Annotated in this window: 19 protein-coding genes; 10 read left to right on the top strand and 9 right to left on the bottom strand. The window is 34.4% G+C overall.

From position 1 onward, the window contains the following. Positions 1 to 63 precede the first annotated feature (63 nt). The 5 genes from pyk to E0F91_RS10015 form a co-directional block, all read right to left on the bottom strand. On the bottom strand, positions 64 to 1,494 hold the full coding sequence (gene pyk, locus E0F91_RS09995; RefSeq protein WP_132066403.1) for a pyruvate kinase: 1,431 nt from the start codon (positions 1,492 to 1,494) through the stop codon (positions 64 to 66). A gap of 5 nt (positions 1,495 to 1,499) precedes the next feature. Continuing rightward, on the bottom strand, positions 1,500 to 1,988 hold the full coding sequence (locus E0F91_RS10000) for an IPExxxVDY family protein (protein ID WP_132066404.1): 489 nt from the start codon (positions 1,986 to 1,988) through the stop codon (positions 1,500 to 1,502). Between the two features lie 114 nt (positions 1,989 to 2,102). Beyond that, positions 2,103 to 2,843 (bottom strand): ribonuclease III family protein, encoded by a 741-nt coding sequence (locus E0F91_RS10005; RefSeq protein WP_132066405.1) that lies wholly within the window; start codon positions 2,841 to 2,843, stop codon positions 2,103 to 2,105. 6 nt (positions 2,844 to 2,849) lie between these two features. Continuing rightward, a complete protein-coding gene (fabF, locus tag E0F91_RS10010) occupies positions 2,850 to 4,103 on the bottom strand; it encodes a beta-ketoacyl-ACP synthase II (RefSeq protein WP_132066406.1) in 1,254 nt (417 codons plus the stop codon). Between the two features lie 182 nt (positions 4,104 to 4,285). Further along, complete coding sequence (locus E0F91_RS10015; protein WP_007137004.1) at positions 4,286 to 4,522, bottom strand: acyl carrier protein; 237 nt, start codon at positions 4,520 to 4,522, stop codon at positions 4,286 to 4,288. A gap of 176 nt (positions 4,523 to 4,698) precedes the next feature. On the opposite strand from E0F91_RS10015, the gene purN reads away from it, so the two are divergent. From purN to E0F91_RS10035, 4 genes are all read left to right on the top strand, one after another. Then, on the top strand, positions 4,699 to 5,268 hold the full coding sequence (gene purN / locus E0F91_RS10020) for a phosphoribosylglycinamide formyltransferase (RefSeq protein ID WP_132066407.1): 570 nt from the start codon (positions 4,699 to 4,701) through the stop codon (positions 5,266 to 5,268). Positions 5,269 to 5,275: 7 nt separating this feature from the next. Continuing rightward, complete coding sequence (gene rnhA, locus E0F91_RS10025; protein ID WP_132066408.1) at positions 5,276 to 5,755, top strand: ribonuclease HI; 480 nt, start codon at positions 5,276 to 5,278, stop codon at positions 5,753 to 5,755. A 95-nt stretch (positions 5,756 to 5,850) separates the two neighbouring features. Beyond that, positions 5,851 to 6,774: a PfkB family carbohydrate kinase gene (locus tag E0F91_RS10030; protein WP_132066409.1), complete on the top strand. Its 924-nt coding sequence runs from the start codon at positions 5,851 to 5,853 to the stop codon at positions 6,772 to 6,774. A gap of 127 nt (positions 6,775 to 6,901) precedes the next feature. Then, a complete protein-coding gene (locus tag E0F91_RS10035; RefSeq protein WP_132066410.1) occupies positions 6,902 to 8,800 on the top strand; it encodes an amidophosphoribosyltransferase in 1,899 nt (632 codons plus the stop codon). Positions 8,801 to 9,126: 326 nt separating this feature from the next. Here E0F91_RS10035 and E0F91_RS10040 read toward each other — a convergent pair whose 3' ends face one another. Together E0F91_RS10040 and E0F91_RS10045 are read right to left on the bottom strand one after the other, a co-directional pair. After that, positions 9,127 to 9,735, bottom strand: a complete 609-nt coding sequence (locus E0F91_RS10040; RefSeq protein ID WP_132066411.1) for a superoxide dismutase — start codon at positions 9,733 to 9,735, stop codon at positions 9,127 to 9,129. A gap of 314 nt (positions 9,736 to 10,049) precedes the next feature. Further along, on the bottom strand, positions 10,050 to 10,733 hold the full coding sequence (locus tag E0F91_RS10045) for a ComF family protein (protein ID WP_132066412.1): 684 nt from the start codon (positions 10,731 to 10,733) through the stop codon (positions 10,050 to 10,052). Between the two features lie 97 nt (positions 10,734 to 10,830). On the opposite strand from E0F91_RS10045, the gene E0F91_RS10050 reads away from it, so the two are divergent. Next, positions 10,831 to 12,372 (top strand): glycine--tRNA ligase, encoded by a 1,542-nt coding sequence (locus E0F91_RS10050; RefSeq protein ID WP_091253664.1) that lies wholly within the window; start codon positions 10,831 to 10,833, stop codon positions 12,370 to 12,372. A 58-nt stretch (positions 12,373 to 12,430) separates the two neighbouring features. On the opposite strand, the gene E0F91_RS10055 is transcribed toward E0F91_RS10050, so the two are convergent. Then, complete coding sequence (locus E0F91_RS10055) at positions 12,431 to 12,946, bottom strand: DUF3575 domain-containing protein (RefSeq protein ID WP_132066413.1); 516 nt, start codon at positions 12,944 to 12,946, stop codon at positions 12,431 to 12,433. 479 nt (positions 12,947 to 13,425) lie between these two features. On the opposite strand from E0F91_RS10055, the gene E0F91_RS10060 reads away from it, so the two are divergent. From E0F91_RS10060 to E0F91_RS10075, 4 genes are all read left to right on the top strand, one after another. After that, complete coding sequence (locus E0F91_RS10060; protein WP_132066414.1) at positions 13,426 to 14,238, top strand: LytR/AlgR family response regulator transcription factor; 813 nt, start codon at positions 13,426 to 13,428, stop codon at positions 14,236 to 14,238. 176 nt (positions 14,239 to 14,414) lie between these two features. After that, positions 14,415 to 14,660, top strand: coding sequence for a 3-oxoacyl-ACP reductase (locus E0F91_RS10065; protein WP_132066415.1), 246 nt, complete (start codon positions 14,415 to 14,417; stop codon positions 14,658 to 14,660). Positions 14,661 to 14,719: 59 nt separating this feature from the next. After that, a complete protein-coding gene (locus E0F91_RS10070) occupies positions 14,720 to 16,798 on the top strand; it encodes a tetratricopeptide repeat-containing sensor histidine kinase (protein WP_243698874.1) in 2,079 nt (692 codons plus the stop codon). Positions 16,799 to 16,807: 9 nt separating this feature from the next. Further along, positions 16,808 to 17,503, top strand: a complete 696-nt coding sequence (locus E0F91_RS10075) for a response regulator (RefSeq protein ID WP_132066416.1) — start codon at positions 16,808 to 16,810, stop codon at positions 17,501 to 17,503. A 71-nt stretch (positions 17,504 to 17,574) separates the two neighbouring features. Here the strand turns inward: E0F91_RS10075 and thiL are convergent, their stop codons facing one another. Continuing rightward, the gene (thiL, locus tag E0F91_RS10080; protein WP_132066417.1) at positions 17,575 to 18,621 is read right to left on the bottom strand and encodes a thiamine-phosphate kinase; all 1,047 of its coding nucleotides are present in this window, start codon (positions 18,619 to 18,621) and stop codon (positions 17,575 to 17,577) included. Positions 18,622 to 18,726: 105 nt separating this feature from the next. Between thiL and E0F91_RS10085 the strand changes: the two genes are divergently transcribed. After that, positions 18,727 to 19,659: a 1-phosphofructokinase family hexose kinase gene (locus E0F91_RS10085; RefSeq protein ID WP_132066418.1), complete on the top strand. Its 933-nt coding sequence runs from the start codon at positions 18,727 to 18,729 to the stop codon at positions 19,657 to 19,659. The last annotated feature ends 67 nt before the right edge of the window (positions 19,660 to 19,726 follow it).

Here is a 19,726-nt window from a genome sequence, read left to right on the forward strand (position 1 = left end):
CAAAAAAACCGTCTTACAGCATTAGCAAGACGGTTTTATGATGGCTTTCCATATACGGATTGCCTATTCTATTTCTGAAACTCTTAAGGTATTTACCATTCCTTTTTCCTTAATTGGCATTGCTGCTAAATTAATAAGAAAGTCTCCTTTTTTGACAAAACCTTTTTGTTTTACAATCTCGTTAACGTCAGTAACTGTATCATCTGTACTTTCATCCTTGTTGTAAATAAAGGATTTTACTCCCCATAGCAGATTAAGTTGGGTAAGGATTCTTTTATTTGAAGTAAAAACTAAAATATGTGCATTTGGTCTCCAAGCTGAAATTTGAAAAGCAGTATATCCACTGTTAGTCAATGTACAAATGGCTTTTGCCTTGATTACATTTGCCATAGTAGCTGCGTGATGACAAATCGTTTTAGTAATAAATCGTTTTGTTTTTATTTGTGGAGTGTTTTGTGGTACTTGAATAAGTGGAGAATCCTCAACTGCTTCTATAATTTGTGTCATTTTTTGAATTACTTGAACTGGATAATTTCCAGTAGCAGTTTCTCCAGAAAGCATTACTGCATCAGCACCATCCATAACGGAGTTGGCTACATCATTTACTTCGGCACGCGTTGGTGTCAAGCTAGTGATCATTGTTTCCATCATTTGCGTGGCGACAATTACAGGAATACGAGCAGTTTTAGCTCTGCGAATTAATTCTTTTTGAACTAAAGGTACTTCATGAGCAGGGAGTTCAACACCTAAATCCCCACGTGCTACCATTAAACCATCGCAGTAAGCAACAATTTTGTCTATATTTTCTAGTGCTTCTGGCATTTCGATTTTGGCAATGATTGGAATTTTATAGTCCGAATGTTTGGCTATTAATTCCTGTAAGTCTTGTAAGTCTTCTGGTGTTTTTACAAATGATAATGCAATCCAGTCTACATGTTGTTCAATAGCAAATATGGCATCTGCAATATCTTTCTCTGTCATCGCAGGAAGAGATATTTTAGTGTTTGGTAAATTAACTCCTTTTTTAGATTTCAATTCACCACCTTGTATTACTCTTGCAATAACTTCTGATTTTTTATCAGTCTCTACAATTTCAAAGATAAGTTTACCGTCATCCAGTAAGATTCTTTCGCCAGGATTTACATCATTAGGAAAGTTTTTATATTTCATGAAAACTTTTTTGGCTGTACCAAGGATGTCTTCAGCGGTAGTAAACGTAATTAAATCTCCGTCATGCACTACAACTCCTTCTTCCATTACTCCTACACGAAGTTTAGGACCTTGTAAATCGCCAAGGATAGCAGTGGTATAACCAAACTCTTCATTTAAACCTCGTATAAGGTTTATCTTTTCTTTTACATCTTCGTAGTCAGCATGTGAAAAATTTACTCTGAACACATTTACACCTGCGTCAATCATGTCTTTTATGATTTCTCTTGTACTACATGCGGGCCCAAGTGTGGCTACAATTTTAGTTTTTTTGTTTGTAAGCATTTGTATTAAAAAATTAAATTGTTTTTAGATTTTATTTGATTTGTTTCTACTTTGTAAACAGTGGATATGCTGTCTATGGTATTTAATAGTAGCTGTATTTTGGATATGTCCATAGTATCGTTGTCCTTTTCTATTTTCAAAAAATAATCTACTTTCTTAAACTCAGGAAGTAAAAAAACTTTTGTAGCCACTTCTAGTGTCACATTTGAAAATAGATTTTGAGTGTTTCCTTTTTTATATTGAATCACTTCATTTTTATTTTGAATTAAATTCCAGGAAATGGAACTTGTTTCATCATTATAGTAAAACCTAGAAAAATTGGTTTGTCCTTCTTTTATATTAATCTGAATTTCATTTTCACTTTTACTGAGATTTACCGGCAATTTTTGATTAATAAAAAAGGCCAATCGGTAGTCTTCTAACGAAGTATGAATTGCAAAAAGATAGTAATCTATTTCGTCAAATTCGTCAAGATCCAGTTTATGAATAGCCATTTCATGAAAAAATAAGATGTAAATATAGTATTTCTATCGAAGTATTAGTCTCTTGAGAGAGGATGTTTTTGTTAATTTATGAACGATAACGTTATAGTTTTGTGGAAATTGATATTATTTCCTATCCATTTTTTCTTGAAATGCAAAATAAGCACGTTGGGATGCTTTTTCTTCTGCCTTCTTTTTAGAAGTTGCTCTGGCTTTTGCAATTACTTTGTCATCGATGCTTAATTTTACACCAAACAAGCGTTGTCCATCGATCGCGTTGTCTTCGAAAATATCAAAATGAAATATTTTCTTCTCTTTTTGACACCATTCTATAATTAGACTTTTATAGCTGATTACTTTTCCTTCGAGTCTTGCAATATCTACATAAGGAATTATGACTCTCTTTTGAATAAATTTTTCGCAATACACGTAACCTCGATCTAGGTAGATTGCTCCAACTAATGATTCAAAGATATTGCCATGAATGTTTTCTCCAAAATGCTGCAGCGGCACTTTGCTTTCAATATATTGGACTAGATTTAAATCTTTTCCTAATTCGTTTAAATGTTCTCTACTTACAATTTTGGAACGCATTTTTGTAAGATACCCTTCGTCACCAGCAGGGGCTTTATTGAATAAATGAGCAGCAATGACAGAACTTAGCATTGCATCTCCTAAGAATTCTAAGCGTTCGTAATTGATCGGATTTCCTAAAATATCTAGGCGATTTGAAGAACGATGGGTAAATGCTTTTTTATAACAATCAAGATTTACAGGAGCAAATCCTAAGATTTTCTGAATAGAATCAAAAAAAATCCCGTCTTCTGTAGAACGGGATTTTGAAAATATTTTTCTGATTATACGCATCTATAATTAGATTTCTAATTTTTTTACTAAAACACAAGCATTGTGACCTCCAAAACCGAAAGTATTACTCATAACAACATTCATTTCTCTTTTCTGTGCTTTATTAAAGGTGAAGTTGAGTTTAGAATCGATGTTTTCATCATCTGTAAAATGATTAATTGTAGGAGGTATTATTCCATGTTTCAACGAAAGAATCGAAGAAATGGTCTCTACTGCTCCGGCTGCGCCAAGTAAATGACCGGTCATGGATTTAGTAGAATTTAGGTTCATCGTGTAGGCATGTTCACCAAAAACATGCAATATTGCTTTAGATTCTGCCATGTCACCAAGGGGAGTAGAAGTTCCGTGCATATTTACACCATCTACATCAGTGGCTTGCAAACCAGCATCTCTTAAACAATTTAGCATAACGTTCTTAGCGCCTAATCCATCAGGATGTGGAGCCGTAATGTGATAGGCATCAGCTGACATTCCGCCGCCGCCTATTTCACAATAAATTTTTGCACCACGTGCTATTGCATGTTCATACTCTTCCAGTACTAATGCTCCAGCTCCTTCTCCTAAAATAAAACCATCACGGTCTTTATCCATTGGTCTTGAAGCAGTTTTAGGATCATCGTTTCTGGTAGATAAAGCATGCATGGCATTAAAACCTCCCATCCCGGCTATTGTTACTGCTGCTTCAGATCCTCCAGTTATCATGGCATCTGCATGACCTAATCGGATGTAATTAAAGGCATCAATAATAGCATTTGTGGAAGATGCACAAGCTGAAACAGTGGTAAAGTTTGGACCTCTGAATCCATATTTTATAGAAATATGGCCACCGGCAATATCCGAAATCATTTTTGGTATAAAGAAAGGATTAAATTTTGGTGTACCATCGCCGGCTGCAAAGTTCAACATTTCAATTTGAAACGTTTCTAGTCCGCCAATCCCTGAACCCCAAATAACTCCAACTCTGTCTTTGTCTAATTTTTCGAAATTAAAACCAGCATCAAGCACCGCTTCATCAGATGAAACCATTGCGTATTGTGCATAGCGGTCCATTTTTCTGGCTTCTTTTCTGTCTAAAAAATCTTCAGCATTAAAATTTTTCAATTCGCAAGCAAATTGAGTTTTAAATTTTGAAGCGTCAAAATAAGTGATTGGTGCTGCTCCACTAACGCCGTTAATAAGTCCGTTCCAATATTCTTCAATGTTATTTCCAATGGGTGTAAGAGCGCCTAAACCTGTTACAACAACTCGTCTTAATACCATAAATTCTTTATTTTTGTTATCTTTAAACAAATAAAACCCATGCTTTCTTTACTGTATTACTATTACGAAAGAGCCATGGGTATTACAATAAATATAGTTTTTGATTGAAATTCAATCTCGAATTTAATTTTAAAAAAAATAATAACACCCGTTTGCAAGATTGCAAACGGGTGTGTACTTTATTATTTTTTAGCTTCCTCGATGTAAGAGATTGCTTGACCTACAGTAGCGATGTTTTCTGCTTGATCGTCTGGAATTTGAATGTCAAATTCTTTTTCGAATTCCATAATAAGCTCAACAGTGTCTAATGAGTCAGCTCCTAAATCATTAGTGAAGCTTGCTTCTGTTACAACTTCGTTTTCGTCAACGCCTAATTTGTCTACGATAATCGCTTTTACTCTTGATGCAATGTCTGACATAATCTTTAATTTTAGAATTTAATTTGTTGGCAAAAATAAAAAACTTTATTTTAAAACAACTATTTAGTTAATAAATGTGACATCTAATTTATGAAATTTATTTCAACAAAGGTATCTGAATGTTATTTATTTTCGATTTTTATGCCTTTTTTTGCGTAAATAAAATTTGATAGGTTATGAAAAAAATTGTGATTTTTGCTTCTGGATCGGGGACTAATGCTGAAAACATCATAAAATATTTTGCGAAAACACAAATTGGAACCGTCGAAGCGGTGTTTACAAATAACCAAAGTGCTCAAGTGATAGAAAGAGCAAAAAACTACGGAGTTCCATCTATAAATTTATCAAAAGGAGAGTTAAATGATGGAATTGTATTACAAAAAATAAATAAAATTCAACCAGATTTGATTGTTTTAGCCGGATTTTTATTAAAATTTCCTGAAAATATCATTACAGCCTATCCAGATAGGATAGTAAATATTCATCCAGCATTGTTGCCAAAGTATGGAGGAAAAGGAATGTATGGCATGAACATTCACAATGCAATTGTTGCCAATAATGAGAAGGAAACCGGAATTACCATTCATTTTGTAAATGAAAATTATGATGAAGGCAATATTATTTTTCAAAAAAGTGTTGCTTTAACGGGCGACGAAACACCGGAGGAAGTTGCTGCGAAAATACACGGATTAGAACAAGAATATTTTCCAACGGTAATTGAAGGAATCCTAAATCATAAAATTTAATTTATAGATGGATCACGACGTACACATATATACGGATGGCGCTGCCAAAGGTAATCCTGGAAACGGTGGTTATGGAGTAGTCATGGAATGGGTAGGAAAACCGTATAGGAAAGAATTCTATGAAGGGTTTCGGAGAACTACTAATAACAGAATGGAACTTTTAGCTGTTATTGTTGGTCTTGAGAAATTAAAAAATCCAAACACAAGAGTATTGGTTGTTTCTGATTCTAAATATGTAGTTGATTCGGTAGTTAAAAAATGGGTTTTAGGCTGGGAGAAAAAAGGTTTTGTGGATAGGAAAAATTCCGACTTGTGGAAACGTTTTTTAATAGTCTACAGAAAACACAAAGTAGACTTCAAATGGATCAAAGGGCATAACAATCATGTTCAAAACGAAAGGTGTGATGAATTAGCCGTTATGGCTTCGATGCAAAAGCAACTTTCTATCGATGCTTTCTATGAAAAAGAAGAGGCGAAGCTGTTGTAATTCAAGGATATAAATTGGCAAAACTTTACGCTTTAGACTCTTTGCAACTTTACAACTTATAAACTATCTTTGCGCCTTAATTCGAAACGTATATAATGAATAAATTATTGATTGTTGGAACAGTAGCTTTCGACGCAATTGAAACTCCATTTGGAAAAACAGACAAAATTTTAGGTGGTGCAGCAACTTATATTGGTCTATCTGCTTCTTTTTTTAATGTACAATCAGCGATAGTCTCTGTAGTTGGGGATGATTTTCCACAAGAATATTTAGATTTATTGACTGCAAGAAACATTGATATTTCTGGTCTTGAAGTGGTAAATGGTGGAAAAACCTTTTTCTGGAGTGGTCGTTACCACAATGACTTGAATTCTAGAGATACACTCGATACTCAATTAAACGTTTTGGCTGATTTTCAACCAAAAGTTCCTCAAGACTACAAAAATGCCGAAATAGTAATGTTAGGAAACTTACATCCACTAGTACAAAGCAGTGTTTTGGACCAAATGGAAACACAACCTAAATTGACAGTATTGGATACTATGAACTTTTGGATGGATTGTGCATTGCCGGAATTGATGGACGTAATAAAACGGGTAGATGTAATTACGATTAACGACGAGGAAGCAAGACAGCTTTCAGGAGAATATTCATTAGTGAAAGCAGCTGCAAAAATTCACACGATGGGACCTAAATATGTGGTCATAAAAAAAGGGGAACACGGAGCACTTATCTTTCATAATAAAGAAGTTTTCTTTGCACCAGCTTTACCACTGGAAGAAGTTTTTGATCCAACTGGAGCAGGAGATACTTTTGCAGGAGGATTTGCAGGATATTTAACGCAGAGCGAAAATATTTCTTTCGAAAACATGAAAAATGCAATTATTCAGGGATCTAATTTGGCTTCCTTCTGTGTGGAGAAATTTGGAACCGATAGAATGCTGGATTTAGATAAAACAGAAGTAGTGTCCAGATTACAACAATTCAAATCACTGACACAATTTGACATAGAATTATAATGTATTGAAACCTCGGAAACGGGGTTTTTTTGTCACCAAAAATTAGCAGGGAAATTCATCTGATTTATCATTTTTTTAATCAGGTCAAATTATTTTAGAATAACACAACAACACAAACAACCTTACAATGAGCGATGCTTTAAAACACGAGTGTGGTATAGCCTTAATTAGATTACTTAAACCGCTTGAATTTTACAAAGAGAAATACGGAACGGCATTCTACGGAATCCAGAAAATGTATCTTTTGATGGAAAAGCAACACAATCGAGGTCAAGATGGTGCTGGTTTTGCAAGCATAAAACTAGATGTGGAACCAGGAGAACGGTACATCAGTCGTGTACGTTCCAATCACGCACAACCCATTCAAGATGTTTTTGCTCAAATTAACGACAGAATCAATGAGGAAATGGCGGCTCATCCAGAGTACGCAGATGACGTCGCACTTCAAAAACACAAGATACCATATTTAGGCGAATTGTTTTTAGGACATGTGCGGTATGGAACTTTTGGAAAAAACAGTATAGAAAGCGTCCACCCTTTTTTACGTCAGAACAATTGGATGCATCGAAACCTAATTTTGGCTGGAAATTTCAACATGACCAATGTGAAAGAGCTTTTTCAAAGTTTGGTTGAACTAGGTCAGCATCCAAAAGAAATGGCAGATACCGTTACGGTAATGGAAAAAATAGGTCATTTTTTGGATGATGAAGTTACTGATTTATACCAAGAATGTAAAAATGAGGGTCTTACCAAAAGAGAAGCGTCGCCAGTAATTGCAGAGCGATTAGATGTAGCAAAAATTTTGACGCGAGCTTCAAAAAATTTAGATGGTGGTTACGCGATGGCAGGGCTTTTAGGTCACGGTGATTCCTTTGTTTTTAGAGATCCGGCTGGAATACGTCCCGCTTACTTTTATCAAGATGATGAGATCGTGGTAGTGGCTTCCGAAAGACCTGTTATTCAAACGGTATTTAATGTGCCTTTTGATAAAGTTCAGGAAATTGAGCCTGGAAATGCCTTAATAATTAAGAAGAACGGAACCATTTCAATGAAAGAAATTCTTCCACCAACGGTTAAAAAAGCATGTTCCTTTGAACGTATTTATTTTTCCAGAGGAAGTGATGCTGAAATATATCAAGAAAGAAAAACATTGGGAAGACTTATTCTTCCAGCAGTTTTAAAATCAATTGATCAAGATACAGACAATACGGTTTTCTCTTATATTCCAAATACGGCTGAAACTTCTTTCTACGGATTGGTAGAAGCAGCACAGGATTTCTTGAATCAAAGAAAGAACAATTATATTCTGCAAAACAGAAATACCTTAACAAAGGAATCACTGCAAGAATTATTGGCAGTAAAAATTCGTACCGAAAAAGTAGCCATTAAAGATGCAAAACTGAGAACCTTTATTACAGAAGATAGCAGTCGTGACGATTTAGTTGCCCACGTATATGATGTTACCTATGGCGTGATTAAACCAACAGATAATTTGGTTATTATTGATGATAGTATTGTTCGGGGAACTACCTTGAAAATGAGTATCATCAAAATGATGGATCGTTTGAATCCAAAGCGAATTGTTGTCGTGTCATCGGCACCGCAAATTAGATATCCGGATTGTTACGGAATTGACATGGCTAAACTAGAAGGTTTAGTGGCTTTCAAAGCAGCATTAGAATTGTTAAAGGAAAGAAACTTGTATCATATTGTTGATGAAGTGTATGCAAAATGTAAAGCACAGGAAAACTTTAAAGATAGTGAGGTCGTTAATTACGTGACGGCAATATACGCTCCTTTTGAACCACAAGAGGTTTCAGATAAGATCGCACAAATGTTAAGCTCCCCTGAAATCAAGGCTGAGGTGAAAATTATTTTTCAAACCGTGGAGGATTTACATGTCGCTTGTCCAAAGAATTTAGGCGATTGGTATTTTACCGGAGACTATCCTACGCCAGGAGGTAACCGAGTAGTAAACCGTGCCTTCATGAATTTTTATGAAGGAAAAGACGCAAGAGCATACTGATAATCTAGGGTTGTAAGTTTTTAATCGGTTTTCTAAGTTGTTCATCTAATTTATTTGGTGGCAACGAAGAACTATTATAATTTTGACTCACCATAATATTAGTAGGTTAAGTTTATGGTAGATTTGGGGCAAAAAAGGTGGAAGAGATTCCACCTTTTTTATTGGAATAAAGTCTGATAAAAAGAAAACAGAAGAAAGAGAATAGAAAAAGACGAATAAGCCAAGAGTTTATTCGTCTTTTTTGATACAAAATGTGGGCAATCTATGAGGCATAAAAAAAATAGACAAACTAACTTTTAAGCTATTTTGTCTATTCTCTTAAAAGATTATTTCTCTAAAGCATATCTTCTTGCTACTTCCGTCCAGTTAATTACATTGAAAAAAGCTTCGATATAATCTGGTCTTCTGTTTTGATAATGCAAATAGTAAGCATGTTCCCAAACGTCCATTGCTAAAATTGGAGTTCCGCCACAACCTACGCCTGGCATTAATGGATTGTCTTGGTTTGGAGTACCGCAAACATCCACTTTTCCACCTTTATGAACACAAAGCCAAGCCCAACCAGAACCAAATTGTGTTGCTCCAGCTTTGCTGAAACTTGCTTTAAATTCTTCAAAAGTTCCAAAAGCAGCTTCAATTGCAGCCAATAGATCACCTGTTGGAAGTCCGCCACCGTCTGGTGTCATAACCGTCCAAAACAAATTATGATTGTAAAAACCACCACCATTGTTACGAACTGGCATGTTTTTCATATCAAGATTAATCAAGATGTTTTCAATAGTTTTGCCTTCCATATCTGTTCCTGCAACAGCAGCATTCAAATTTGTAGTGTAGGCGTTGTGATGTTTCGAATGATGGATTTCCATTGTACGAGCATCAATATGAGGTTCTAATGCGTCATACGCATAAGGTAATTGTGGTAATTCAAAAGCCATAATATGATTGTTTAAATTAATTTATGTTATTATATTATTCAAATTTAAACATTAAACTTTGGAAACGGAAATTCTATTTCGTTATAATTTCATTAAATTAATTGATAGTATGCTTTTTGTAATTGTAACAGACTTGTTTTCAGGAGGCTTTACTCCGTCAGTTCGGTCCGCTCTTGTCTTGCTTGCTGCTACAAATCAAATGCACTGAACTCCTATGAGAATAAAAGTTATTGAAGTAATCAGGGCTCAATACGGTTGCGTTTTAAATCGTCGTTCTGTTTCTAAATACATGTTTCAAAACCAAAACTCTAACATTATGATTGCGCCATTGCCATACAAACAATACTGATTTTTGTGCCGGGAATTTTTAATAAAGCGCGGGAACAGGCTTCTAATGTTGATCCTGTAGTAATAACATCGTCAATTAAAAGAAAATGTTTATTGTGGTCTTTTTCAGTAAATACAACATCAAAAATAGTTTCGATTCCTTCCGTCCTGCCTAGTAAATTTTTCTTGGATTGTGTTTTTGAATACACATTACGAAGCAAGAGAGAATCGTTATAGGCTACATTTAAACTCGAAGAAAGTGCTTTTCCAAAAGTAGTTGCCTGATTGTACCCTCTTTCTTTGAGTTTTCTTCGATGCAAAGGAACCGGAATAATTTCATCAATAGATTCTAATGATTCGATATCTTTTAAATCTTCGGCGTACCATTCGCCAAAAATTGTTCCTATTTCTTCATGCCCTTTGTATTTCAAATTATGAATGAGTTCTTGGACAATGCCCTTTTTATGAAAATAAAATAATGCTGAGGTATGGATTACAGGAATTCGCCCATAAAACTTTTTGAAAGCTTCATTTTCTGGATGAAGATGATGATTCGTTAACGGAATATCATGTCTGCATACGGTACAAATCACATTTTCATTGGTCAATAAAAAAGAGCTGCAACCAGAACAGACTTTTGGGAAAAAGAGATTAATAAGGCTTTCAAACATGTAATCAGGGATTTATTTATAAAAATAGACAAATCAATGCTTCAATCTTTAACAATTTTCTTTTTTTTAAGTTCACTTTTTATATTTTTGCATCATTATGGCAAAACAAGAAGATTTATTTAAGAATGTAGTTTCGCACGCAAAAGAATACGGATTTATTTTTCCGTCAAGCGAAATATACGATGGTTTAAGTGCAGTCTATGATTATGCACAAAACGGAGTAGAATTAAAAAAGAACATACGTGAATATTGGTGGAAAGCGATGGTTCAAATGAACGATAACATTGTTGGCCTTGACGCGTCAATTTTGATGCATCCAACCACTTGGAAAGCATCAGGCCACGTAGATGCTTTCAACGATCCATTGATTGATAATAAAGATTCGAAAAGAAGATATAGAGCCGATGTTTTGATTGAAGATTATGCCGAAAAGCTAAATCAGAAAGCAATCAAAGAAATCGAAAAAGCAAGAGCTCGTTTTGGAGATGCGTTCAATGAGCAAGAATTTGTGACGACAAATGCTCGTGTTATGGAGTACAAGGCCAAAGAAAGAGAAATTCTAGAAAGAATGGCGCGTTCTCTTGGTAATGAAGATTTGGAAGATGTAAAAGCATTAATTGAAGAATTAGAAATTGCTTGTCCGGAATCAGGTTCACGAAATTGGACTGAAGTGCGTCAATTCAACTTGATGTTTGGAACAAAATTAGGCGCTTCAGCTGATTCAGCAATGGATTTATATTTGCGTCCAGAGACAGCTCAAGGTATTTTTGTCAATTTCTTGAATGTACAAAAGTCAGGGCGAATGAAAGTTCCTTTTGGAATTGCACAAACTGGAAAAGCGTTTAGAAATGAAATCGTTGCAAGACAATTTATTTTCCGTATGCGAGAATTTGAACAAATGGAAATGCAATTTTTTGTACGTCCAGGCGAAGAAATGAAGCATTACGAATTCTGGAAAGAAGCTCGTTTAAAATGGCATTTATCACTTGGTTTAGGAAGAGAAAATTACCGTTTCCACGATCATGAAAAACTAGCCCATTATGCAAATGCTGCGGCTGATATAGAATTTAATTTTCCTTTTGGATTCAAAGAATTAGAGGGAATTCACTCCAGAACTGATTTTGACTTGAAAGCACACGAACAGTTCTCCGGTAGAAAATTACAGTATTTTGATGCGGAATTAAATCAGAATTATGTTCCTTATGTGGTGGAAACTTCAGTAGGATTAGACAGAATGTTCTTGGCAGTTTTTGCCACTTCATTAAAAGAAGAAACATTAGAAGACGGTTCTACAAGAACAGTACTGAAACTACCATCCGTTTTAGCACCAACTAAAGCAGCTATTTTGCCATTGGTGAAGAAAGACGGATTACCAGAAATTGCACATAAAATCATTGATGATTTACGTTGGGATTTCAATGTTTCATATGATGAAAAAGATGCGGTAGGAAGACGTTATAGAAGACAAGATGCACTTGGAACTCCGTTTTGTATTACGGTAGATCACCAAACAATCGAGGATCAAACCGTAACGATTCGTCATAGAGATACCATGAAACAAGATCGTGTAGCGATTGCAGACTTGAAATCCATTATTGAGAATGAAGTTTCAATGAAAAACTGGTTGATGAAAATGTAATTGATTTTTGAAATGTATAAAAAAAGCTTCTCGATGGAGAAGCTTTTTTGTTTATTGTTTAGAATCGGTAGCCGAAAGTTATTCCACCGCGACCAACGATCTCATAATCGGTATCACTACTATTGAATAAATTTCTTCCAACGCCTGCATTTATTTCAAAAACAAAACCTTTACTAGTAATCCATTTAGAGCCTAAACCAAAACCAAGAGCAAAATCAGTTCTGTTTTCTATATTTGAATTATTAGTATTGCTATAAATGTAGCTTTCATAAGAGTTTAACATACCAAATCCTTCCGCAAAAAATCCTGCAGCGGGTTTTTTACCAAAAAAATAACGGTAGTAAGGTGTTAACTGAAAGTTTGGTTCAATGTCTTCAATTATTGGAACAAATACCGAAACTCCAAAAGCGGATTCTTCGTTTATTATTCTTTCAAAAGTACCTTCAAAAGCACCTGCAACTAAAAACGCAACATTTAGTTTGATCTCGTTTCTTTTGAAATCAATTGTTTCTTTTTCTTGGCTAAAACCAGATAAAAAAGAGGAGAAGCACAATACAATAAATAGTTTTTTCATAGGATTGGTTTTTTTGCGTAAAAGTAAGATAAATTTGTAAAATATGTATTTTTTGTGAAAATTTTTTACATGTTAATTCGGACAAGTTTTAATTAAGGTGTAAAATGCCACCACTAAGCGGTATTAGTATAAGAAATAATTGCTAGCAGATGCTTTTTTTATTGCTGACTCACAGTTTTTTAGGTAGGATTCACGCTAGGTGTCCGATTTTCAATTTCTTGCGAAACAGAAAAAATGCTCTTTATCGGATATATTTGCATTTCATCATAATGTATCAACATTTGTTAATAACATATTAACAACCTTTATTGAAAAATGGTTAAATGCTTATTTTTAGAATGTTAAATAAGAGTTTTTTAGCTAATATAACAAGTTTTTATTTAATAATTTCTTAAATCTATCCTATTAAGTTAATGTTTTGAAGTGAGTTTTGCTTCAGCTATTTAAGATAATGCCTAACAATTCCAGGAAAACCGTTGATGAATTATTCGTACATTATTATTGATGCTAATCAAGAAGATGTTTTGAAAACAAAAGGCATTGCTGATCGTTTTTCGGAGCTGGAATTTATAGCATCCGCAAATAATTATTCAGAGGCACTAAATCTTATATTGGAACATACCCCTGCACTAGTATTTCTTGAAATAGATCCTGTTGATACAGCTAGTAATTTGTCCTTGGCATTGATCAATGAACTGCACAGGTATTTAAAAGTCATCCCTAAAATTATTGTTACAACCAGCAAAAAAGACTTAGCCTTTGAGGCAATACAACACGGAGTCACGGATTATTTATTAAAACCGTTGCTGCGAATCGATTTGATAAAATTGACTTTAAAATTGAATAAGTCCCAAGCTGAAAAGGAAGAGGATGTAGATGAACCTGTTCTTGAGGATAATAAACCAGTATTTCTGCCCCAACAGGAGACAGTAAGTCAAGGACAATCATTGACTTTATGTATTAAGTCTTATGGAGATTATCGCTACATTGATGCAAAAGACATCTGTTACCTTCGGGCGGATAATAACTCAACGGACCTTCATTTGTACAATGGAGAAATGATAACCGCATTTAAGACCCTAAAACATTTTGAGGGTGTATTGTCCTATCCATTCATCAGAATCCATAACAGTTATATTGTTAATCGCAATTATATTTCAAGAATTCATAGTGGAAATTCAGTTTGTTATATTAAAAACAGTACTGTTAAACTTCCTTTTTCTAAGTCTTACAAGGTAAATATTGATCTTATTATCTCTGAATTTGCCAACGGGAATTATCTTGAAATCTAAAAAATAGTCATCTACTTTAATTTGGTGGTCATTCACTCTCAAACGACTACATTCTACCATAAACGCTTATTTTTAGAGGAAAAACTGATGTTGTCTGTGTAGTTTTACAAAAGAAATCGCCGCTGTGTGGTTCTAAAACAAACAAACAAATAACAAAAACATAAAATCCCCAAATTATGAAAAAAGCAATCTTAACAATCGGTTTATTCTCTTTAGTAATGGTATTGACTTCATTCACAACGCCAAAAACAGACCTTATAGTAGTAATTGATGCAAATGGCAATGTTGAAATTGTTGGAGCGGGATCTACTGGAGGAAATAAAAAAGTAGATATAGTTGGTGCTGGGTCAACGGGAGGAAATAAAAAAGTGGACATAGTTGGAGCTGGGTCAACGGGAGGAAATAAAAAAGTTGACGAATAAGAGCCGTTTTCTCTGAAAAAATTAATTAAAAGCTGTCAATTTTATTGACAGCTTTTTTTATGTCAATAGTTTTACTATTTTTGATGAAACTCAAAAGGGAACTATTGAAAAGTATTTATCCTATTTTCCTTCTTCTAGTATTTGTCTTTTTTGGATGTACCCAAAAAAATAAATTCAATACTGCAAATAATTCATCAGAGGATAGTCTAGCCTCTTATCTTTCTATGGCAAACGACTTCAATTTGTCGCCGGAAAAAAGAAAACAATTCAACCACAAAGCATTTTCGATTATCAGTAATCAACCTGATGATTCATTAAATAAAGCAAATTTATTCAAGGTAGCCAATCGCTATTACAATATGGACAATTGGGCCGATTTTAAAAAAACGGTTGATATTATTTTGGAGAAATCAATAATTAGTGAAGATACAATCAGTAAAACAAAAGCGTATACCTATTTGGGTGATTTTTATGTTTCACAAGCAATCTCGGATAGTGCTTTTATGTATTTTTCTAAAGCCGAAAAGATGTATTTGCAGCGCTCTGACAATTATAACTTAGCGAGAACTCGTCTGAATAAATCCATACTACAATTTAACGAAGGAGATTTTTTAGGGAGTGAGATTGCGGTTTTTAATGCTTTGCGTGTAATGAAGGGGGAGAAGGCGAGTGATGTTATCTATATTTCTTATAATCATTTGGGGTTAATACATAATGAATTGGGGAATTATGATCGAGCAATTGAATACAATTCCAAAGCGCTGGCTAGTATAAATGATAATACGATACCCACTGTTTTTCAATCCAAAGCTACTTCTTTAAATAATATGGGGTACGTGTATCAGAATATGAATCGGCACGATAAAGCGATAACTTATTTCCGAGAAGGATTAAAACAAGAAAATTTAAAAACAGACAAGCCATCTTTATATGCGATGTTAGTAGATAATTTTGCGTATTCTAAATTTAAAACGGGAGATGATAGCGGCTTGCCTGAACAGTTTTATCAATCGCTTGAACTTCGTGAGAGTTTGCAATTAACTGCAGGGATTCTTGTTAGTAAAATGCGATTGTCAGAATATTTTGCTTCTAAAAAAGATTCAATCAAATCGTTGAAATATGCAAGAGAATCGCTAGTTCTAGCGAAACAAATCAAAAACTATAAAAGTGTCTTGTTAGCATTAAAACAACTGTCAGCTATAGAACCCCAAAACGCTTCAAATTACACCAAACAATACATTCATATCAATGATAGTCTCCAAACGGCAGAGCGTAAAATGGGAGATAAGTTCACTCGTATTGAGTATGAAACAGATCAAATAAAGGACGAAAACACTGATTTAGTAGCACAAAATAGAAATTTAGTGTTTCTTTTTACTGGATTAGGAGTATTGGTACTGTTTATTTTTGTTATTAAAACCCAAAAGGCAAAAAACAGAGAGTTGCTGTTCAAACAGCAGCAGCAAATTGCGAATGCCGAAATCTACAATTTGATGATCTCACAACAGAATACGATTGAAACGGGCAGAATTGAAGAGAAGAAAAGAGTGGCAAGGGAGCTGCATGATGGTGTTTTGGGAAGAATGTTTGGTGTGCGAATGAACCTAGATGGATTAAACGGATTTCAAGATGAACTAGCAGTTAACCAGAGAACGAACTATTTGTCGGAATTGAAAAATATTGAGCAAGACATTCGTGAAATTTCGCATGATCTAAATAGAGAGAAGTCGGAATTAATTAATAACTTCGTCGCTATTGTTGATGGTTTATTCGAAGAGCAAAAAAAGACTTACAAATCAAAATTAATTTCAATTGTTGATTCTGGTATAAAATGGGAAGTCATAAGCAATTCTGTAAAAATTAATTTGTATCGGATTCTTCAAGAATCACTTCAAAATATCAATAAATATGCTCTGGCTAGTACTATTCACATCGAATTTAGAAAGGCTGAAGATCATCTCATTTTGAAAATGAGCGACGATGGAATAGGTTTTAATGTTAAAACTGCAAAGAAAGGAATAGGATTACAAAACATCCTTTTTCGTACAAATGAATGCGATGGTGTTGTCGATATAAAATCAAAAAAAGGCGAAGGAACAATCATAATAGTTACCTTGCCAATAGAATATAAAAAATAAACCGAGAAGATGATGATTGATTCTACTGAAAAAGAAATAATAACGAATAATATACTAATTGTTGATGACCATCCTTTTATTATTGAAGGATATAAAAATGCAATCACAAGATACAATCCTAAAGAATTTGAATTTGTTATAACACAAGCTAAAGATTGTCAATCAGCGTATGGCATTATTACAAATCCCGACATTTCTCATTTTGATATCGCTTTCCTAGACATTAGCATGCCTCCTTATGAAGAAAAAGGCATCTTTTCTGGAGAAGATTTAGCTAAATTGTTGTCTGAATACATGCCAAATTGCAAAATTATTTTGCTTACCATGTACACAGAGTTGCTGAAGATAAAAACGATTATTAATACCATAAACCCAAATGGGTTGGTTATTAAAAACGATTTAACTTTTGATGAATTGCTTTTTGCCTTTGATAAGGTTATAAAAAATGAAAAATATTATAGTGAATCGGTTCTTAAAATGTTGAATCAATCCGAAGCGGACGCTATAGAAATAGACCAATTTGACAAACAAATTTTATTTCACATTTCTAAAGGCACCACTTTAAAGGATATGACGCAGTACATTCCAATTTCACTTGGTGCAATAGAAAGAAGAAAAATAAATTTAAAAGAATTATTAAAAATAGAAGAGGGTAGTGATAGCGACTTAGTTCGAGTGGCCAAAAGCAAAGGTTTACTTTTCTAGTGGTTTATAAATCTAATGAAAAACAAAAACGACACTTTTTAGGTGTCGTTTTTTGTTGTTTCAATTGTTTTTTATTCGCTCAAAGCATCCCAACCACGAGCTTTTAAAGCAATTTTAGTATTGGCACGCGTAACTAAATGAATCCCTTCGCTTTCTTGTGTCATATGACCAATAATAGTGAAATTTGGATTTGCTTTGATTTTTTCAAAATCTTCCATGGCAATGGTAAAAAGTAATTCGTAGTCTTCACCGCCGTTTATGGCAACAGTTGTGCTGTCAATATTGAATTCTTCGCAAACATTAATAAATGTTGGATCGATAGGTAATTTATCTTCATATAAATTACAACCCACTTTGGACTGTTTGCACAAATGCATAATTTCCGATGACAATCCATCCGAAATGTCGATCATTGAAGTTGGTTTTATTTCTAAAGCATGCAATAAAGTACGTACATCTTTACGGGCTTCCGGCTTCAATTGACGTTCGATTAAATACGTATACGCATCTAAATCGGGTTGTGAATTTGGATTCACCTGAAAAACTTGCTTTTCGCGTTCCAAAACTTGTAATCCCATATACGCAGCACCAATATCTCCGGTGACCACTAATAAATCAGTTTCTTTGGCACCGTTTCTATAAACAATCTCCTCTGCATCTGCTTCACCAATAGCGGTAATACTGATAATTAATCCTTTTTGTGAGGAAGTCGTGTCGCCACCTATAACATCTACATTATATTCACGGGCTGCATGTGTAATTCCTTCAAATAATTCATCTAATGCTTCCAGTGGAAAACGATTGGAAACTGCAACAGAAACCGTGATTTGTGTTGGTTTGGCGTTCATCGCACAGATATCAGAAACATTGACTACCACAGCTTTATAGCCTAAATGTTTTAACGGCATATACGCCAAATCAAAATGTACTCCTTCGATCAGTAAATCTGTAGAAACAACTACTTTTTTATCTTTGAAATCCAAAACGGCAGCGTCATCTCCAATCCCTTTTAGAGTAGAAGGTTGATTGATTTCAAAGTTTTTTGTCAAATGGTCTATCAATCCAAATTCTCCTAATTGAGCAATACTTGTACGTTGTGGGCTTTTATCTTCGATCATTATTTTTATTGTTTTGAAGTTGCAAATATACAAAGAAATATTCGCCTCAAATTGTATCAATTTTCGCCATTTTTTCGCATCTTTAAATTATTAAATTCATCAACAATGGAATCATTTGATATCGTTACTATAACAGTCAACTCGGCTTTGGATAAGAGCACTCATTTTAAAGGATTAGTCCCAGAACAGAAAATACGATGTGAAGAACCTCGCTTTGATGCTGGTGGAGGAGGAATCAACGTATCTAAAGCAATCTCCCGTCTGGGCGGAACTTCATTAGCGGTTTTTACTTCTGGCGGACCAACAGGTAAAATGCTGGAAGATCTAGTTGCAAAAGAATTAATTCCTTTTAAAGCCGTTGCTGTTCAGAGTTGGACCAGAGAAAGTTTTGTTGCCGTGGATGATAACACGAATTCACAATACCGATTCGGGTTTACAGGCGGAAAAATTTCCGAAGAGGAAAGCAATAGAGTACTTGAGACAATAGCAGCTTTAAAGCCAAAATTCTTAGTAGCCAGTGGTAGTTTGAATGAAGGTTTGTCCGATGGTTTTTATTCGAAAATTGCAGAAATTTCAAAAAAATCAAAAGCTAAACTAATTGTGGACACTTCAGGCGAAGCATTAAAAAAAGCATTAGAAGTTGGGGTTTATATGATAAAACCTAATGTTGGTGAACTCGCAAAACTGATTGGCGTAGACCGATTGGAACTAGAAGAAGTAAACGAAGCCGCAAAACAAATCATCGCTAAAGGTGGAGCCGAAATCGTGGTCGTTTCTCTTGGGCCACAAGGTGCAGTTTTGGTAACGAAAGATGCTTACGAATTTGTTCCAGCTCCAAATGTTGCTAAAAAAAGTACCGTTGGTGCCGGTGACAGTATGGTGGGCGGAATGGTTTGGGCGCTTTCGCAAAATAAAAGTCTGAAAGAAGTCATTCGTTGGGGAGTTGCTTGTGGTAGTGCAGCAACGATGAATGAAGGAACCCAATTATTTAAAGGTGAAGATGCAAAACGATTATTTGAATGGTTGAAAAGTAAGTAAAACAAAAAAACCTGATAATTTTACATTATCAGGTTCTATCTTAATACTTTATACTTAAATCTTAATA

Origin of the sequence: Flavobacterium sandaracinum (genome assembly GCF_004349135.1) — a bacterium.
Lineage (GTDB): Bacteria > Bacteroidota > Bacteroidia > Flavobacteriales > Flavobacteriaceae > Flavobacterium > Flavobacterium sandaracinum.